Raw genomic sequence first — 14,952 nt, 5'->3', positions numbered from 1 at the left:
GAAACGGAGACCCGATGGCCACCTTCGACGTGAACGCCGCCCGCGCCCAGCGCATGGAGGCGCTCGGCCGCACCTGGTCCTTCGAGATCGACGGCGAGACCTACAGGCTGCCGACCGAACTGACCCGCTCCACCGCGCGGGCCCTGCGCGGCCTGGACGACAACGACGTCGACGGCCTGCTCGAACTCCTCATGGGCGCCGAACAGTTCGCCCGCTTCGAGCGGCTCGACGTCACCATGCAGGACATCGCCGCCATCCTGGAGGCGTACGGCAAGGAGACGGGGCTCGGCCTGGGGGAAGGCTGAGCCTCGTCGCGTTCGCCGAAGAACACGCCGAGGCCCTCGAAGCCGACCTGCTCCGCCACTACGGGGTGGACCTGCTCGACTGGTACCGCGGCCGGCTCTCCTCCCGGCGGCTGGCGATCCTGATCAAGCACCTGCCGCGGGACAGCGCCACCATTCGCGAGACCGACGGCGAGGCCGCCGACTGGGGTGTCGGCGACTACCTGCTGGCGGCCGTCGTCGACCATCTCGCCGCGGCCAACTGGATGTTCTCCGTCGTCAACGGCGACGGGGAGTCCGACCCGCCGGAGCAGCCGGTCCCGGTTCCCCGCCCGGGCGACTCCACCAGGCACGAGCCCAAGGACGACGCCCCCGCCGACGACAGCCCACCGGCCCGCCCGAGCCCGTCGGAACTGGCGCACTTCTTCAGCTGACCGGTGCTCCGCCGGCCGTCCCCCGGCGGGATGGTCGGCAGGCGCCGGTGACTCGGAATGCCGGCTACGACTGAAGCCCGCCCAGGGCGACCCACACCAGAAGCGCCGCAAACAGGCCGCAGGGCAACGAGATGAACAAGACACCCTTCCATGGATCCAGACGGGAACGGTGCTCCGCCAGCTTGGCGTCCCTCAGATCCTTCGGGTCGTAGGAGATGGTGACCGCGTCCCCCACCCGATATTGCGGCCTCTTGCCGGCCAGAAACACCGTGACTTCGGGATTCCAGTTGGACTCGAACACAAAACGGTGCGTACCGCTCGCGAACTCACTGGCCGACGTGCACCGTCCGGGCATCTCTTTTCGACGCCACCTCTTCCGTGTCTCACGCAGTGAGGCCCACACGCCGATGGCCACCCACATCACGGCAAGAGAATAGGCCCAGCTCTTACCGTTCGGCGCAGCAACAGCCAAATACTGACCAATCACTCAAACCCCCCAAAGCGCCTCGCGTGCTTTCTTTTTGAGCTTAATATTCGAGTGACGTCGTGTCAAATTCCATCCCGGCGCAGAGATGAAAGGGGCCCATGCCTTATGGGGGAAGCAACAGACGAGGAAGCCAGAAACATTGCACAACTCCAGGAACGACTCACCAAGCTGGAAGGAGAGGTCAAAAAGAAGTCGGACGAGCACGACAAGGCAACTCTGCCCGGCGGAGCCGAATTCGACAAGGAAGACGTCCAGCTGAAGTGGACCGACTACCTCACCATCCTTGCGGTCGCCAAGGCCGTGTCGGTCATCAAGCTCGAACTGCCGGCCCTGCTCGACGCGGGAAAGCTCGTGGAAACAGGGCTGGAAAGAATCACGGGAAAGACGCGCAATCAGTGGGGTTGGCTGTTCGGCCAAAAACCTGTCCCTCCCGAGGAACTCATAAACAATGCCAAACGGGAGATCCAGTCGATATACGACCCGAAACTGGAGACCTTGACCAGGAGGACGCAGAGCCTCACCGACAGGCTGGAGAACACAAGGACTGCGCTGAGCAACACCAACCGCCGGCTCCAACAGACAAGTGACGCCCTGCGGGCCCAGCAGCGCACCACCCGTCGCGGGGTCCAGGAACTGCCCCGCCAGAGTGCCGCCGGCTCGCTCGACCAAGCCGCCCAGCTACGGGAACTGGAAACCCGTGTCAACGGCCTGATCCGCGTGCTCGGTTCGTAGCCACCTATCGGCCCCGGAGAATCCATGACCCTCGTACAGTCACTCGGGAGAGCCGCTACCTCTCTCCGTACCCTTTCCAGCAACTTTTCCTCCGCCGAACGTGCTGTCAGCGGTCTGAAGCAGCACGCGACCGCGGGCGGTAACAGCCTCACATCGCTCAAGACCTCGTCCGGTCAGTCCACCAAGGAACTGAAATCACTTCAGCAGGCAGCTGACAAAGCGGAGAAATCAGTCACCAAGGCCGGCAAGTCCGGGCAGACCGGCGGGACCGCGATCGGCAAGTTCCAGTCCGGCGCCGCCAAGGCCGACAAGGGCATGCAGGGTCTCAACAAGTCGATGAAGGGGAACCTCATCGGCGTCCTCATGGCGCTGCTGGCACCGCTGATCGCCAAGATCGTGGACATGGCGATGCAGTCGAAGACCATGCAGAAGGTCCTCAAAACCGCCTTCGGTGTCATCAAGAGCGTCATCACCACCGTGATGAAGGCGGTCGGCCCGATCATGCAGGCCGCAGGCACGCTGATGAAGAAGGTGTGGAACCAGATCAAGACGGCGGTCTCGGTCGTCGTCAAGGCCGTCGCCACCGTCATCAAGACCTACTTCACCCTCTGGAAGACGATCATCACCACGGCCATGAACGCCGTGAAGAAGGTCGTCACCACCGCCTGGAACGGCGTCAAGTCCATCATCTCGCCGGTGGTCAACTGGATCAGATCCGTGGTCCCGGCCGCCTTCACCGCCGTCAAGAACAAGCTCTCCAGCGCCTGGAACGGCCTGAAGTCCATCGCCGGCAACGCGTTCGGCGCCATCAAGGGAGCCGTCAGCGGCCCGATCAACGCCGTGATCGGCCTGATCAACTCGGCGATCGGCAAGCTCAACGGCATCCGGGTCTCCGTACCGGGCTGGGTGCCGGTGGTCGGCGGGAAGTCCTTCGGCATCCATCTGCCGACCATCCCCCGGCTCGCCGAGGGCGGCATCGTCCAGCCGCGGAACGGCGGTGTGCACACCATCGTCGCCGAGGCCGGCGAGGCCGAGGCCGTCCTGCCGCTCTCCAAGCTGAGCCGGCTGCTCGGCCACACCACCCGCGTCGGCCAGGTCGGCGCCGGTGCCGCCGCCACCAGCGGCGGCTTCTACATCGAGCAGTACTACGAGGCGACGACCAGCAACCTCCAGGACACCGCGGCCTCCCTGCTGTTCCTGTCGAAGGCCCGAGGATGAGTGGCACCGCCTCGTTACGTGACCCACTGGCCGGAGTCGCCGGCCCGCTGCGCACCTTCGCCGGCAACGCCGCCTCGGCGGGCGGGGCGGCACAGCGCCTGACCGGCTCGCTGCGCCAGGTGACCACGGCGGCCGACCGGATACGGACGGGTGCCTCCTCCGCGGGCACAGGCCTCAAAGCCATGGCGTCCCTCGCCACCAAGGCCGCGAGCGGGCTGCGCAAAACCGGCGCCTCCGCCACCACCGCCGCCTCCCGCATCCGCGCCGGCGCCGGAAAGATCCGGGGTCCGCTCGCCGTGCTCGGGTCGCTGGCCGCCGCCTCCGGTGTCTTCGGGTCCCTGACCGACCTGTTCGGCACGTACACGCCCACGGTCACCAAGTTCATGACCCTGTTCGGCACCGCCATGACGCTCGGCTCCATCGCCATGACCGGGATCAACACGGCCATGAAGGCGAACCCGCTCGGCTTCGTCCTCGGCATCGTCACCCCGCTGGTCGCCTACCTCGTCGACTACGCGGTGAACTCGTCCACCGGCCAGAAGATGATCCAGCAGGTCTTCCAGGCCGCGCTGGACGGCTTCCGGGCGGTCTGGGCGTTCATGGCGCCGGTCATCCGGAGCTGGGCGAAGACCGTCACCGAGGTGTTCGAGGGCATCCAGAAGACCGCCCGCTCCGTGCTCAAGACGATCGGCTCCGCGCTCGGCGCCGGGTTCAGGGGCGCGAGCGGTGCGGTGTCGAACGCGACGCACGCCGTCACCTCGCTCATCAAAGGCGCCTGGAACGGCTTCCGGGGCGTCATCCAGCCGACCGTCAACTGGCTGACCAGGACGCTTCCCTCGGCCTTCACCCGGGTACGCGACGCCGTGTCGAGGTCGCTGCACGGCATGGGGACGTTCATGTCCACCGGCATCCAGACGGTCGCCGGGGTCGTCACCGGTCCCGTGAAGGGCCTGATCGCCTTCGCCAACTGGATCATCGACGGGCTCAACCACCTGAGCTTCAGCTTCCTCGGCAAGAAGTTCGGTGTGCACCTGTCGAAGATTCCGCAGCTCGCCGAGGGCGGCGTCGTCCTGCCGGCCTCGGTGCCGGGCGCCTCCGCCGTCCAGCCGCTCTCCTCTCTCGGCCGCCTCCTGCCCGCGCCGGCCGGCGCCTCCGCCACCACCGGGCCCGCCTGCTTCGCCGGCCGCCCCGGGGTCCGCGTCTACCAGGAGCGCGAGGGCAGCAGCCCGCTGACCATCGCGGAGGATCTGCTCTTCCTGCGCCGCGCCGCCGCCTGACGTCTCCGCCGCCGAACGTCTCCGCCGTCTGACGTCCCCCTGTCCGGCGCCTGACATCCGGCGTACGGCACCTGGCGCCGAGCCGCGCCCCGCATCCCGTCGGCAGCTCGGCACCTCGGCACTCCGCACCACGGCGACGCCGCCCCGCCCGCACCGCTGCCCGAGACGCGCCGCCGTGTGCCGCGCCGCGGTGCGCCGCGCCGCCGTGCCCGTGCGCACCCCGCCGGCCCCACCCGACGGCGCGTTCCCGCCCGTATCCCCAGCCCGAAGCCAGCAGCCCGAAGCGAGGTGACGGCCCGACATGGCCGATACCGTCTCCACCCTCCCGACCACCACCACCGACACCGGCCTCTCCGACGACACCGCTCCCGGCTCACTGATCACCCTCGACGGGCAGATCCAGTGGGGCGGGCTCCTCATGGGCACCGGCACGCCCTACCCGGTGGACCGCACCGGCATCACCGGCTGGGACGATCTGCCCGAGCTGGACCTCGGTGACGTGCTCCGGCCCGACCAGCACGGCTCCTGGCCCGGGGACCGCTGGGCCCAGCCCCGTCTGATCGGCGCGACCGTATGGCTGGCGCCGCCGGCCGGCACCGACCCGCTCGCGACCGCGACGGCGTTCCGCTCCGCGACCGGCCCCGGCGGTCAGGAACGCTGGCTCGCCGTCCGGCTGCTGGGCGAGACCCTGGCCGTGCGCGCCCGGGTCAGCCGCCGCGTCGTACCGCAGGACCGCTCGTACGCCCTCCAGGGGTTCGCCAAGGTCAGCCTCCAGTGGACCGCCACCGATCCGCGCCGCTACGGCACGGTGCTGCACGAGGCGGTCACCGGACTGCCCGTCAGCGAGTCCGGCCTCGTCTGGGACGACGACACCGGCTCCGGCCTCCGGTGGCCCCTGGACTGGGGGACCGCCGGCACCGCCGGGTCGCTCACCGCGGTCAACGCCGGCGGCGCCGCCGTGCGGCCCGTGGTGGAGTTCCGCGGCCCGGTGCAGCGGCCGTCGCTGACCCGGCTCTCCGACGGCCGCCAGCTCCAGTACGACCTGGCACTGGGCGCCGGGGACGTCCTCACCGTGGACACCGAGGCCGGCACGGTGCTGCTCAACGGCACCGCGTCCCGCATCTACACGGCCACCCCGGACTCGTCGCCCGAGCAGCTGTTCCAGCTGGAGCCGGGCACCACCGGCCTGGCGTTCCGCTCGGACGACACGACCCCGTCCCCCGCCGCATCGGTCACGGTGCGCTGGCGCGACGGGCACTGGTGACCGCGGGGCGCCGACGGTCCGCCGGAGCCTCACCGTTCGGCCCGCTCCCCTGCTCTCTCACGTTTTCTCTCTCACGTTCCGTCTCACGTTCTCTCTCCCGCCTTTCCCTTCCGCCGCATCCCGCAGAACCGTCCAGACCGTCCAGGAGGACCTCATGCCCGTGCGCAGCGCATGGCTCGTCAACCGCACCGACGCCGTGTCCGGTCAGTCCCGTACCGACACCCGGCTCGCCCCGACCGGCACCATGACGCCGACGAGCGGCCTCGCCAGCCGCAGCGGCATCGTCCCGGGTTCGCCCGACGGCAAGTTCCTGATGTCCGCGTTCTACGTCTTCAGCTCCACCGCGGGCATGACCGCCACCATCGCCCCGGGCCGCGCCGTCGTCCAGGGCACGGAGGCGGCCGGCGCCTACCCGGTCGCCCTCACCGACTACACCAGCGTGGTCTTCGCCGACGGTGACGCCAACAACCCGCGCATCGACCTGGTGGTGCTGCGGATCTACGACGCCCAGTACGACAACTCCGGCCGCACCGAGGCCGTCCTGGAGGTCGTCCAGGGCGCGCCGGCCGGCACCCCCCAGGCCCCCGAGGTGCCCGCCGCCTCCCTGCCGCTGGCCACCGTGCGGATCCCGGCCGGCGCCTCCGTCGGCACCGGCGGCATCGCCTGGTCGAGCGCCGTCACCGACCTGCGCACCTCCACCGTCGCGGCCGGCGGCATCCTCCCGCTGTACGGGAACACAGCCGAGGCGGGCAGCTACCCGGGCCAGTACCGGGACGTCGGCAACCAGATCCAGCGCTGGAACGGCTCCCAGTGGGCGGGCTACCCGAGCCAGATCGGCGGGATCGCCCCGACCGGGCAGCTCGCCACCGGCGGTTACGTGGGCCAGTACCGGGACAACAACGGCCGTCTGGAGCGCTGGAGCGGCACCGCCTGGGTGCTCGCCATGCCGAGCCCGGCGTTCGCCTACAACAACGACGGCGGCTACTGCAAGACCACCACCTGGTCCGAGGCGCTGACGGACACCAACGGTGCGACGGTCACCGCCACCTTCACCGCGCCGGTGTCGGGGAAGGTCCTGGTCACCCTGGGCTATCAGGGCCAGCCGTCCGTCGACGGCGGCTGGGGCCGGATGTCCGCCAACATCCGCAAGGACGGTGTCCTGGTCACCGGTCAGGGCGCCGACGAGACCCGTTCGGCCGTCACCACCGGCCGGGGCAACCAGTCGGTGAGCACCGTCTTCCCGGTCACCGGGCTGGTGGCGGGCGCCCAGTACACCGCCGTCTCGGCGTACTCCTCCAGCGCCACGACCAACAACCACTGGTTCGACAACCGGTTCATCCGCGTCGACCCGATGCTCTGAGGAGGGCCGCGTGACGAGTTCGCCCCGTACGGCGTACACCCCGCTCACCCCCGTCTACCGGGCGGTCTTCTGCGACCTGCGCACCGACCAGGTCCTGGACGTACTGCCGCTGACGGAGACGAAGTTCGACGACTACATCGGCAAGTCGGGATCGCTGTCGGCGACGGTCCCGCTGCCGGACGCCGCGCTGGCGAGGCGGGCCCGCGCGGCGCTGGTGCCGGGCCGCACCGCGGTGTGGCTGGAGCGGGACGGCGACATCTGGTGGGGCGGGGTGCTGTGGACCTGCACTCCGTCCAGTGACGAACGCGGGCGTGTCCAGGTGGAGTTCCAGGCCGGCACCTTCGACTCGTACCTGGACCACCGCATCCTCGCGCACGACGTCTCCTACACGGCGCTGGACCAGTTCGAGATCGCCCGGCTGCTGGTGGCGCACGCCCAGGAGCAGCCCGGCGGTGACATCGGCATCCAGCTCGGCCACGAGATGTCCGGGGTGGCGCGGGACTGCTCCTTCGCCTACTCCTCGCTCACCCGCGTCCGCGAACTGCTGGACCAGCAGGCACAGCTGGCGGACGGCTTCGAGTGGCGGGTGCACTGCTACCGGGACGCCGAGGGCCGCCGGGCCAAGCGGCTCCAGCTGGGACACCCGACCATCACCACCAGCGCCTTCGACATCGTCCTGGACCACCCCGGTCAGGTCCTCACCTACAGCCTGCCGGCCGACTCGACCGTGCAGGCCGATGTGTGGGTGGCCCGCGGCGACTCGCCCAACACGGACCAGTCGGAGGAGTCCCGGCCGCTCACCGTGTCCGTGGACTCGCCCGGGGACCTGGCGGACGGCTGGCCGCGTCTGGAGGCCACCTCGGACCACAGCGGGGTCACCGACGAGGCCACGCTGCGTTCCCTGGCCGAGGCCGAACTGGCCCGCCAGCGCATGCCGGAGGTCATACCGGAGATCACCGTGCGGCTGGACGGCCGGATCACCCCGGCACTGCTGGGCGCGGGCATCCGGCTGCGGCTGCGCGACCTGTGGCACCAGGAGCCGCGGGACGAGCGGTACCGGATCGTCGGCATCGCGGTGGAGCCGCCCCAGCGCACCAAGGCCGAGACGGCGACCCTCTATCTGGAAGGGGTGTGAGACATGGCCACCATCCCCACCGATCTCCTGGACCGCATCCGGGACATCGAACGCCGTATCCGCGGGCTGATGGCGAGCGCCAACAGCAGTCCCGCGATGAACCAGGTCGGCAGCGGCGACATCGTGGTCGGCGACCAGGGCCGCATCCGCGCCCGGACCTCGCTGGGCGAGGACCTGCTGCTGGTCGGCCGGGTGCAGCCGGACCGGGACAGCGAGGCCCAGCGGTACCAGCAGGGGTTCGAACTGCGCCGCGACGACGGTTCGCTGGCGCTGTCCCTGGTCACGGCCGATCCGGTGAACTCCCCGGTGCAGGCGCTGCGGGTCCTCGACCACAAGGGCGAGGCGGTGGTGGCCACCGACTCGGCCCGCGGCGGCCTGGCCCGCCCCTACCTGCCGTTCCCGACGCCGGTGCCGGTGGGCACGGCGGGCTGGGAGAGCACCGGCGCCACCGAGTGGACCACGCTCTACGCGGGTCCCGGTTTCGCCCAGCATCCCCGGGTGTACTGCGCGCTGGCCGTGTCCGGGACCGTGGGAGCGGCCGTCCGGCTGCTGGTCAACGGTGCGGTGGTGGGTGCGGAGCAGACCCTCTCCGGAACGGCCGGGCAGACGGTGGCACTGACCGTGACCCTGGTGGAGGACCTCCCCGCCTCCTTCGGCGACACGCTGTCCTTCGAGATCCAGGCGAAGGTCGCGGCCACCGGCGACACCGTCGCCTGCCAGCCGCGCGGACTGTACGGGGTGCAGTCCTGACGGATGCAGTCCCGACGGATGCAGTCCCGACGGATGCAGTCCCGACGGATGCAGTCCCGACGGATGCAGTCCCGACGGGTGCGCTCCTGACGGGACACCCCGCGCAGGAGACGGCCCTCCCCCTTCTTCGTTCCTTCCCGACCCACCGGAGTTTCCGTGCTGCCCGAATCCATCCCGACCGTCCGGCTCACCGCCCAGTACCTCTCCCTCGACGGACGCCCGCTGAGCGGCAGCGTCGAGTTCCAGCCGCCGGCCCTGCTCACCCACTCCGATGCCGACGTGTTCGTCGGCGGCCCGACCACCGCGGCCCTCGACTCCGAGGGCCGCATCGATGTGACGCTCCCGGCCACCGACGCCGAGGGCTGGAACCCGCTCGGCTGGACGTACACCGTCACCGAGCGGCTGGGCGGGGTCGGGCGGCCCCGCACGTACCACATCGCCCTGTCGGCCGCCGCTCCCGTGGTCGACCTCGCCGACATCGCCCCCGCCGACCCCGCCGGGACCCAGTACGTCACCGTGCCGGGCCCCGCCGGGCCGCAGGGCGAGCCGGGACCCCAGGGGCCGGCGGGCCCGGTCCGCTCGGTCAACGGCCACACCGAGGCGGACATCATCCTGACCGCCGCCGAGATCGGCGCCCTGGCCACGTCGGCCGCCGGGAAGGCCGGCGGTGTCGCCCAGCTCGACGCGGGCGGCAAGGTGCCGCTGTCCCAGCTGCCGGACGGCACCGGCGGGGGCGTCACGTCCGTCAACGGACAGACCGGTGCCGTCACCCTGGCCGCCGCCGACCTGGGCGCGCTGACCCAGGCCGCCGGTGACGCCCGGTACCTCGCGATCGGCTCGGCACCCGTCCTCTCCGTCAACGGGCAGACCGGCGCGATCACCCTGACGGCCGCCGACCTGTCCGCGGTCCCCGCCGACCAGGCCGTCCTGCTCACCGGTGCCCAGACCGTCGCCGGCGCCAAGACGTTCTCCACCGTCCCGACGGTCACCGCCGACCCCGCCAACGGCAACCAGCTGGTACGCCGCTCCTACGTGGACGCCGTGGCCTCGTCCGGGACCTGGACGCCGGCCGCCCTGGGCTTCAAGGCCTGGGCGTTCGACCCGGCGGCGTCCTCCGTGACCAGCCCCCAGTACTGCATCAACGGCACGGTCTACCTGATCGGCGTACCGCTGACGACCGCCGCCACCATCACCAACGTCGTCTTCTACGTCCCCGGTTACGTGGGCGGCACGCTCGCCGCCACCTCCTACGCCGGGCTGTACACCAGCGCCGGCGCCAGGGTGGGTGTCACCGGCTCCCTCGACAGGCTGATTACCGCGACCGAGGGCACCACCTTCGTCCTGAAGCTGACGACGGCCTACGCCGCCGCCGCCGGCAACTACTGGGTGGCGCTGCTGGTCAACGGGCCCGACCCGAAGAACAGCGGGCCCGCCTTCATGGTGGGCGCCAGCGTCGGCGACTTCCCGGGCGGCAGCGCGCGGATGCCCGGCGCGTTCGTGCGGCACGCGCGCCTCGCCGCCACCGGGCAGACATCGCTGCCTGCCTCGTTCACCCCGTCCACCGTCGTCACGGACGCCAACGCCATCTGGGCCGCGGTCTCCTGACGGGAGCGCCCCCCGGCCGCCAGTCGGGCCGGGGCCGCGCCGTGACGGTCCGAGCACACCGACAGCCCCCTACCCGCGGATAAGCCGCGGGTAGGGGGCATGTTCGTGCTTGCGCCAGGTCCAGGGCAAGAAGAACGGCCGGACGGGCCGGCTACCGCGCTGCGCACCATCGCGGTTACCCGGCGCGGCCGCCTCCGGGTGCCCAGGACGGGCGGGGAAGAGGATGCGACGCTGGAGTGAGGGGCCCGCGAGTGGAGGTCCGAGTGCGTCTCATCCGTTCCCAGGACCGCGCGACCGATCCGGAAGGCAGGTGCGTCCCATGCGCACGTCGACCCGTATCGCCGGTGCCCTCACCGGCCTGACCCTCACCCTCGGCGGTGCGGTCCTCGCCGCTCCCGCGGTCCGGGCGGACATCCCCGCCTGCACGCAGATGGCCGAGCTGGCCGGTGCCACCGCTTCCGACTCCGTCACAGCGGCCTGCGGCCGTGGCGTGGTCGGAGACCTCCAGGGTTGTGTGACGGGGCTGACCGGGGCCGGAGTGGCGGGCGGCGCCGCGACCGGTGCCTGCCGGGCGGCGGCCCACGAACCGCGTTAGACATCGACGTCACCACCCCGCTCCCACCGACGCGCAGGCAGCGTGCCGACGCGACCGGTCGAGGCCGGTCGAGGCCGGTGACGTCATGCCTCTCCGGGGCCGGGCGGTCACCGCCCGGGCGCGGCACCCGCGCGGTGACCGGTCCGCCCCGCCTCGCGGGCCTCATGCCGAGTGCTCATGCTGAGTAGGAGGGCGCCGTCGTCTTGAGACTCGTCCTTCCCGAAGGCCGAACGGAGGCGCCTGAGAAGAGGAGGAGGAAGCCATGCGCATGCGAAGGATCCTGGGCCTCGTCCTGGCCGCGGCGACCCTCGCCGGCGTGAGCGCCGTCGGCGCTGTCGGTGCCGGGGCCGCCTCGTCTCCGAACATCTCCAGAGACGACTGCACGGCCGCCGGCGGACAGATCATTTCACGCCCCTACGCCGGCGACGCCTGCGCGCTGCCGGAGGGGACCACGCAGGCGATCACTTGACGGTCGGCGCACGGCTCGATCCGCGCGCCCCCAAGCGCGTGGTCACCGTGTTCCCGCAGGACCGCTGGAACGACGGCGGCATCCGTGGCCTGGCGGCCGGCCGGACCACGGAACGGCCGCCCGGCCCCAACTCCTGCGACGGTCCCGGCCACATCTCCCTCACCCGCGCCGGCGCCGCGCCTGGAGCAAGGGCCGCCCGTTCGTCAATCCACACCAGCACCGTGCGAAGAGACCACCCATCCGGCCGGGGTGGTCTCTTCGTTGCAGGGCCTGTCCGACGGGCCGCGTCACCGACCCCGCACCCCACAGCAATGTCACCCGAATGGCGCAACAAGACGTGCCACCCACACGGGTGAAGATCAAGCTGATGAGTGCCCCAACCGAGGCAATCCGCGAAAGGGGAACCACATGCGCATTCGACGAATCCTCGCCGCCGTCATCGCCACTTCAGCCCTCGCCGGACTCGGCCTCACAGGCGCCGCCACCGCCATCGCCGCCACACAGGGCGCCCCATCCGCCGTCACCCCTTCCGAGTGCAAGCAGGGCGGCGGAATGCCCGATCTGACGGACAACCTCTGCAAGGGCGGTACGCACAACGGCGAGCCGGTCGACTGACCCCCAGGCGCCCCGCAGCCACGCGCGGCGGGGCGCTCCCAACGCGAACGAGGCTCTCGGGCAGGCTCTCCGAAGGCTGCTCAGGTCTCCTATGGCGGCGACGTTCGCGAGTCGACCGTGGACTGGTTCATGGATCAACCGAGGATGGGGGCCGGGTGCGCGGACCCTTTGTAGCCAGGCACCTCGTCGGAGTGAGGCGCGGGCGGCGTCTCGTCAGACCTTCTCGACTCGCACGGAGTGTCCCGCGAGGAGCTGATTCATGTCGTCGGTGTCGGAGGTGAAAAGGGTTGCCTGAGCTCCCTGCGCGGCTTCCCGCCCGGCCACAGCTGCCAGGACGGCGTCGATGGCGTACCTATGCCCGTGCAGCCCGGCTGCCTTCAGCATGTCGCGCGCCATGGCGATCACGTGGTCGTCCGTGTGCACGACGTGAATCCGGGACAGTGTCCAGTTCCACAGTGCCTGCCTCGACGTTTCGCATGGGTCCCATGCTTCCAAGGTCGTGAGCGCCGACGTGGTGATCGGGATGTCGAGCCTCGGAGCCGTTTTGATCAGCGCAGTCATCTCCCGATCGCCGTGAACCGCCTTGGAGAGGGCCTCGGAGTCGAACACGAAGACGCGGTGTCGCGGCTGGTGCAGCTTTGCTCGGGCGCTGCGGCTCACGCGGCCTCGTCCGAATGTGATCCCTGCTTGTCATGCCAGTCGTCGAGAGCGGCGATGCGGTCCAGCGCTGCCTGCTGCTCGTCGTCCGATACGGCACCGTGCTCTTCTTCGAGGCGTTCGGCCAACTCACGCAGTCGGTCCATGGCGTCCTGATGAGCGGCGGCGGCGGCGATGTAGCCGGACACCCCGCGCGCGTCGACGCGCCCCTTGATCGACTCCACCAGCTCTTCCGGTACGGTGATGGTGATCTTCCGGGTTGCCATACTTTAAGTATGCCACGCCGTGTGGCGTGGCCTGCTCTTCTCGGAGAAGCGGATATCCGAGAGATCAACTCGTCCTCCGCTCCCGCGCCGCCCACGCGAATGGCCCCGGACGAGGAACCCGAGGCCGACTGGAGCGCCTCCCCTGGATGTCAGAAGCCGTTGTGCTCCGCGTCGAACAACACGGCGTCGATCGGCCAGGTCAACCGCTATGCCGGGTCTTGCACTCAGCCGCGCTCGTCCGTCGTTGCATGTCGACGTTGTCACACAGTCGGCCAGTCCTCGACGGCATGCCCCCAGGGCAGTTCTCGTCCACCGCATACTCACCCTCACGACACCAAACTGCTTAGGGACAGGTTCGTTTCGGAAGTCCGGCGAATCCTGATCTTTCCAGCGACGGGCGGAAGCGCTGTCTGACCTGTCGGGTAGGGTGCGATGCTCAAACGGTCGGAGCCCGCGGAGCGCAGTGGCGCGGCCGTCATGGCGATCCGGGGGGATCATGCGGAAAAGAATTGTTCTACGCCGGTACGTGTGCGTGGGCGCTGCCGCGGCCGTGCTGGCACTGGGAGGGGTCGGAGTCGCTGGATCCGCGACCAGGGCGCAGGCGGTGGAATCGCAGCAGCGCGTTGTGTATTCGGAATCGGCGACGGTCGACGGCATGCTGACGTTTTCGCTGGTGTCGATGAACGCCGACGGTTCCGACCGCCGGACCTTGGTTCCGACTGGTGACGGCCTGCCGCAGGCCAAGTACGACAGCCCGGTCTTCTCGCCCGACGGGCGGCACCTGGCGTTCATCAGCGAGGACGGGTTCGCGGACATCTGGGTCGCCAACCCCGACGGCAGCGGAGCGCGGCCTGTCGCCATGGACGTGCAGGACCCCGACGGCTGGGTGACCCAGCTCGCCTGGGGCCCGAACAGTGACATGCTCTACCTGGGCTTCCAGTCCAAGCCGGGTCACGACCGCCTCCGGCTGATGAAGGTCAACCTTGACGGCAGCGGGCTCGGCTACGTGCTGCCCGACCAGCCGCACGTGTTCGACGGTCAGCCCTCGGTTGCCCCGAACGGCACGCTGGCCTTTCTTCGCGGCGGCACCATCGAGGTCTACGACCCGCGCCAGGGCAGTACACCCACCCCGCTCACCTCGGGCCTCCAGCCCGCGTACTCGCCGGACGGCACCAAGCTCGCCTTCAGTCGGCAGGCATCGCACGGGTTCCAGGTGTTCGTACGCGACCTGGCGAGCGGCAAGGAGACACAGATCACGGACGACCTCGGCGGGGTCATGTACCCCTCCTGGTCGCCCGACGGCAGCAAGCTGGCCTACCTTGCCGGCGGCACCGATATGCGGCTGACGATCCATTCCGCCACCGCTGCCGGGGGCCCGGGCACAGCAATCACCAGTGCGGACGTCCAGGGCGACGGACCTCCCACCTGGGTCATCCCCGCCCGCATTTCCAGCCCCGGCGCAGATTTGACGGGTGATGGTAAGGCGGATCTGGTGGCCCGGGACGGTTCGGGTGTGCTGTGGCTGTACAAGGGGACGGGCAATGCATCCGCTCCATACACGGCGCGCGTGAAGATCGGTGGAGGCTGGAACACCTACAACTCCTTGACCTCGGCAGGCGACCTGACGAGCGACGGCAAGGCGGACCTGGTCGCCCGAGACAGTTCGGGCGCACTGTGGCTGTACAAGGGGACGGGCAATGCATCCGCCCCCTACACGGCGCGCGTGAAGATCGGTGGAGGCTGGAACACCTACAACTCCTTGACCTCGGCAGGCGACCTGACGAGCGACGGCAAGGCGGACCTGGTC

The 14,952-nt window shown here is 70.1% G+C and carries 17 protein-coding genes; 14 read left to right on the top strand and 3 right to left on the bottom strand.

The features are described 5' to 3' along the window. The first annotated feature begins 14 nt into the window (after positions 1–14). Both ABZ484_RS18190 and ABZ484_RS18185 read left to right on the top strand, forming a co-directional pair. Positions 15–305: a hypothetical protein gene (locus ABZ484_RS18190; protein WP_358866892.1), complete on the top strand. Its 291-nt coding sequence runs from the start codon at positions 15–17 to the stop codon at positions 303–305. A gap of 65 nt (positions 306–370) precedes the next feature. Beyond that, positions 371–715, top strand: a complete 345-nt coding sequence (locus ABZ484_RS18185; protein WP_358866891.1) for a hypothetical protein — start codon at positions 371–373, stop codon at positions 713–715. Positions 716–779: 64 nt separating this feature from the next. Here the strand turns inward: ABZ484_RS18185 and ABZ484_RS18180 are convergent, their stop codons facing one another. Next, positions 780–1,202 (bottom strand): DUF3592 domain-containing protein, encoded by a 423-nt coding sequence (locus tag ABZ484_RS18180; RefSeq protein ID WP_358866890.1) that lies wholly within the window; start codon positions 1,200–1,202, stop codon positions 780–782. A 105-nt stretch (positions 1,203–1,307) separates the two neighbouring features. Between ABZ484_RS18180 and ABZ484_RS18175 the strand changes: the two genes are divergently transcribed. The 11 genes from ABZ484_RS18175 to ABZ484_RS18125 all read left to right on the top strand — a co-directional run bounded on the left by ABZ484_RS18175 (position 1,308) and on the right by ABZ484_RS18125 (position 12,222). Continuing rightward, positions 1,308–1,934, top strand: coding sequence for a hypothetical protein (locus ABZ484_RS18175; protein WP_358866889.1), 627 nt, complete (start codon positions 1,308–1,310; stop codon positions 1,932–1,934). 24 nt (positions 1,935–1,958) lie between these two features. After that, on the top strand, positions 1,959–3,152 hold the full coding sequence (locus ABZ484_RS18170; RefSeq protein WP_358866888.1) for a phage tail protein: 1,194 nt from the start codon (positions 1,959–1,961) through the stop codon (positions 3,150–3,152). Further along, entirely contained in the window at positions 3,149–4,429 is a 1,281-nt protein-coding gene (locus tag ABZ484_RS18165) for a hypothetical protein (RefSeq protein WP_358866887.1), read from the top strand. Before ABZ484_RS18170 ends, ABZ484_RS18165 begins: the two co-directional genes overlap by 4 nt. Positions 4,430–4,730: 301 nt before the next feature. Beyond that, on the top strand, positions 4,731–5,693 hold the full coding sequence (locus tag ABZ484_RS18160) for a phage tail protein (protein ID WP_358866886.1): 963 nt from the start codon (positions 4,731–4,733) through the stop codon (positions 5,691–5,693). Between the two features lie 154 nt (positions 5,694–5,847). Continuing rightward, entirely contained in the window at positions 5,848–7,053 is a 1,206-nt protein-coding gene (locus ABZ484_RS18155; RefSeq protein ID WP_358866885.1) for a hypothetical protein, read from the top strand. Between the two features lie 10 nt (positions 7,054–7,063). Continuing rightward, positions 7,064–8,188: a hypothetical protein gene (locus ABZ484_RS18150; RefSeq protein WP_358866884.1), complete on the top strand. Its 1,125-nt coding sequence runs from the start codon at positions 7,064–7,066 to the stop codon at positions 8,186–8,188. A 3-nt stretch (positions 8,189–8,191) separates the two neighbouring features. Beyond that, the gene (locus ABZ484_RS18145; RefSeq protein WP_358866883.1) at positions 8,192–8,938 is read left to right on the top strand and encodes a hypothetical protein; all 747 of its coding nucleotides are present in this window, start codon (positions 8,192–8,194) and stop codon (positions 8,936–8,938) included. A gap of 156 nt (positions 8,939–9,094) precedes the next feature. After that, on the top strand, positions 9,095–10,543 hold the full coding sequence (locus tag ABZ484_RS18140) for a phage tail protein (RefSeq protein WP_358866882.1): 1,449 nt from the start codon (positions 9,095–9,097) through the stop codon (positions 10,541–10,543). 319 nt (positions 10,544–10,862) lie between these two features. After that, positions 10,863–11,138, top strand: a complete 276-nt coding sequence (locus tag ABZ484_RS18135) for a hypothetical protein (RefSeq protein WP_058085074.1) — start codon at positions 10,863–10,865, stop codon at positions 11,136–11,138. A gap of 262 nt (positions 11,139–11,400) precedes the next feature. Then, positions 11,401–11,607, top strand: coding sequence for a hypothetical protein (locus tag ABZ484_RS18130; RefSeq protein ID WP_358866881.1), 207 nt, complete (start codon positions 11,401–11,403; stop codon positions 11,605–11,607). A 408-nt stretch (positions 11,608–12,015) separates the two neighbouring features. Further along, on the top strand, positions 12,016–12,222 hold the full coding sequence (locus ABZ484_RS18125; protein WP_358866880.1) for a hypothetical protein: 207 nt from the start codon (positions 12,016–12,018) through the stop codon (positions 12,220–12,222). 213 nt (positions 12,223–12,435) lie between these two features. On the opposite strand, the gene ABZ484_RS18120 is transcribed toward ABZ484_RS18125, so the two are convergent. After that, positions 12,436–12,882, bottom strand: coding sequence for a hypothetical protein (locus ABZ484_RS18120; protein WP_358866879.1), 447 nt, complete (start codon positions 12,880–12,882; stop codon positions 12,436–12,438). After that, on the bottom strand, positions 12,879–13,145 hold the full coding sequence (locus tag ABZ484_RS18115; protein WP_358866878.1) for a hypothetical protein: 267 nt from the start codon (positions 13,143–13,145) through the stop codon (positions 12,879–12,881). The genes ABZ484_RS18120 and ABZ484_RS18115 overlap by 4 nt, the downstream gene beginning before the upstream one ends. Positions 13,146–13,749: 604 nt before the next feature. Between ABZ484_RS18115 and ABZ484_RS18110 the strand changes: the two genes are divergently transcribed. Beyond that, the coding region (locus ABZ484_RS18110; RefSeq protein ID WP_358866877.1) for an FG-GAP-like repeat-containing protein at positions 13,750–14,952 on the top strand (1,203 nt) is incomplete at its 3' end.

Source organism: Streptomyces sp. NPDC006393 (genome assembly GCF_040628575.1).
In the GTDB taxonomy this organism is placed as follows: Bacteria; Actinomycetota; Actinomycetes; order Streptomycetales; family Streptomycetaceae; genus Streptomyces.
This window is presented reverse-complemented; position numbering and strand designations above follow the sequence as displayed.

Excerpts from the sequence above, each read along its gene's own strand:
- ABZ484_RS18190 (WP_358866892.1), top strand. The coding sequence starts at position 15 with ATGGCCACCTTCGACGTGAACGCCGCCCGCGCCCAGCGCATGGAGGCG.
- ABZ484_RS18175 (WP_358866889.1), top strand. The coding sequence starts at position 1,308 with ATGGGGGAAGCAACAGACGAGGAAGCCAGAAACATTGCACAACTCCAG.
- ABZ484_RS18170 (WP_358866888.1), top strand. The coding sequence starts at position 1,959 with ATGACCCTCGTACAGTCACTCGGGAGAGCCGCTACCTCTCTCCGTACC.
- ABZ484_RS18165 (WP_358866887.1), top strand. The coding sequence starts at position 3,149 with ATGAGTGGCACCGCCTCGTTACGTGACCCACTGGCCGGAGTCGCCGGC.
- ABZ484_RS18160 (WP_358866886.1), top strand. The coding sequence starts at position 4,731 with ATGGCCGATACCGTCTCCACCCTCCCGACCACCACCACCGACACCGGC.
- ABZ484_RS18155 (WP_358866885.1), top strand. The coding sequence starts at position 5,848 with ATGCCCGTGCGCAGCGCATGGCTCGTCAACCGCACCGACGCCGTGTCC.
- ABZ484_RS18145 (WP_358866883.1), top strand. The coding sequence starts at position 8,192 with ATGGCCACCATCCCCACCGATCTCCTGGACCGCATCCGGGACATCGAA.
- ABZ484_RS18135 (WP_058085074.1), top strand. The coding sequence starts at position 10,863 with ATGCGCACGTCGACCCGTATCGCCGGTGCCCTCACCGGCCTGACCCTC.
- ABZ484_RS18130 (WP_358866881.1), top strand. The coding sequence starts at position 11,401 with ATGCGCATGCGAAGGATCCTGGGCCTCGTCCTGGCCGCGGCGACCCTC.
- ABZ484_RS18125 (WP_358866880.1), top strand. The coding sequence starts at position 12,016 with ATGCGCATTCGACGAATCCTCGCCGCCGTCATCGCCACTTCAGCCCTC.
- ABZ484_RS18115 (WP_358866878.1), bottom strand. The coding sequence starts at position 13,145 with ATGGCAACCCGGAAGATCACCATCACCGTACCGGAAGAGCTGGTGGAG.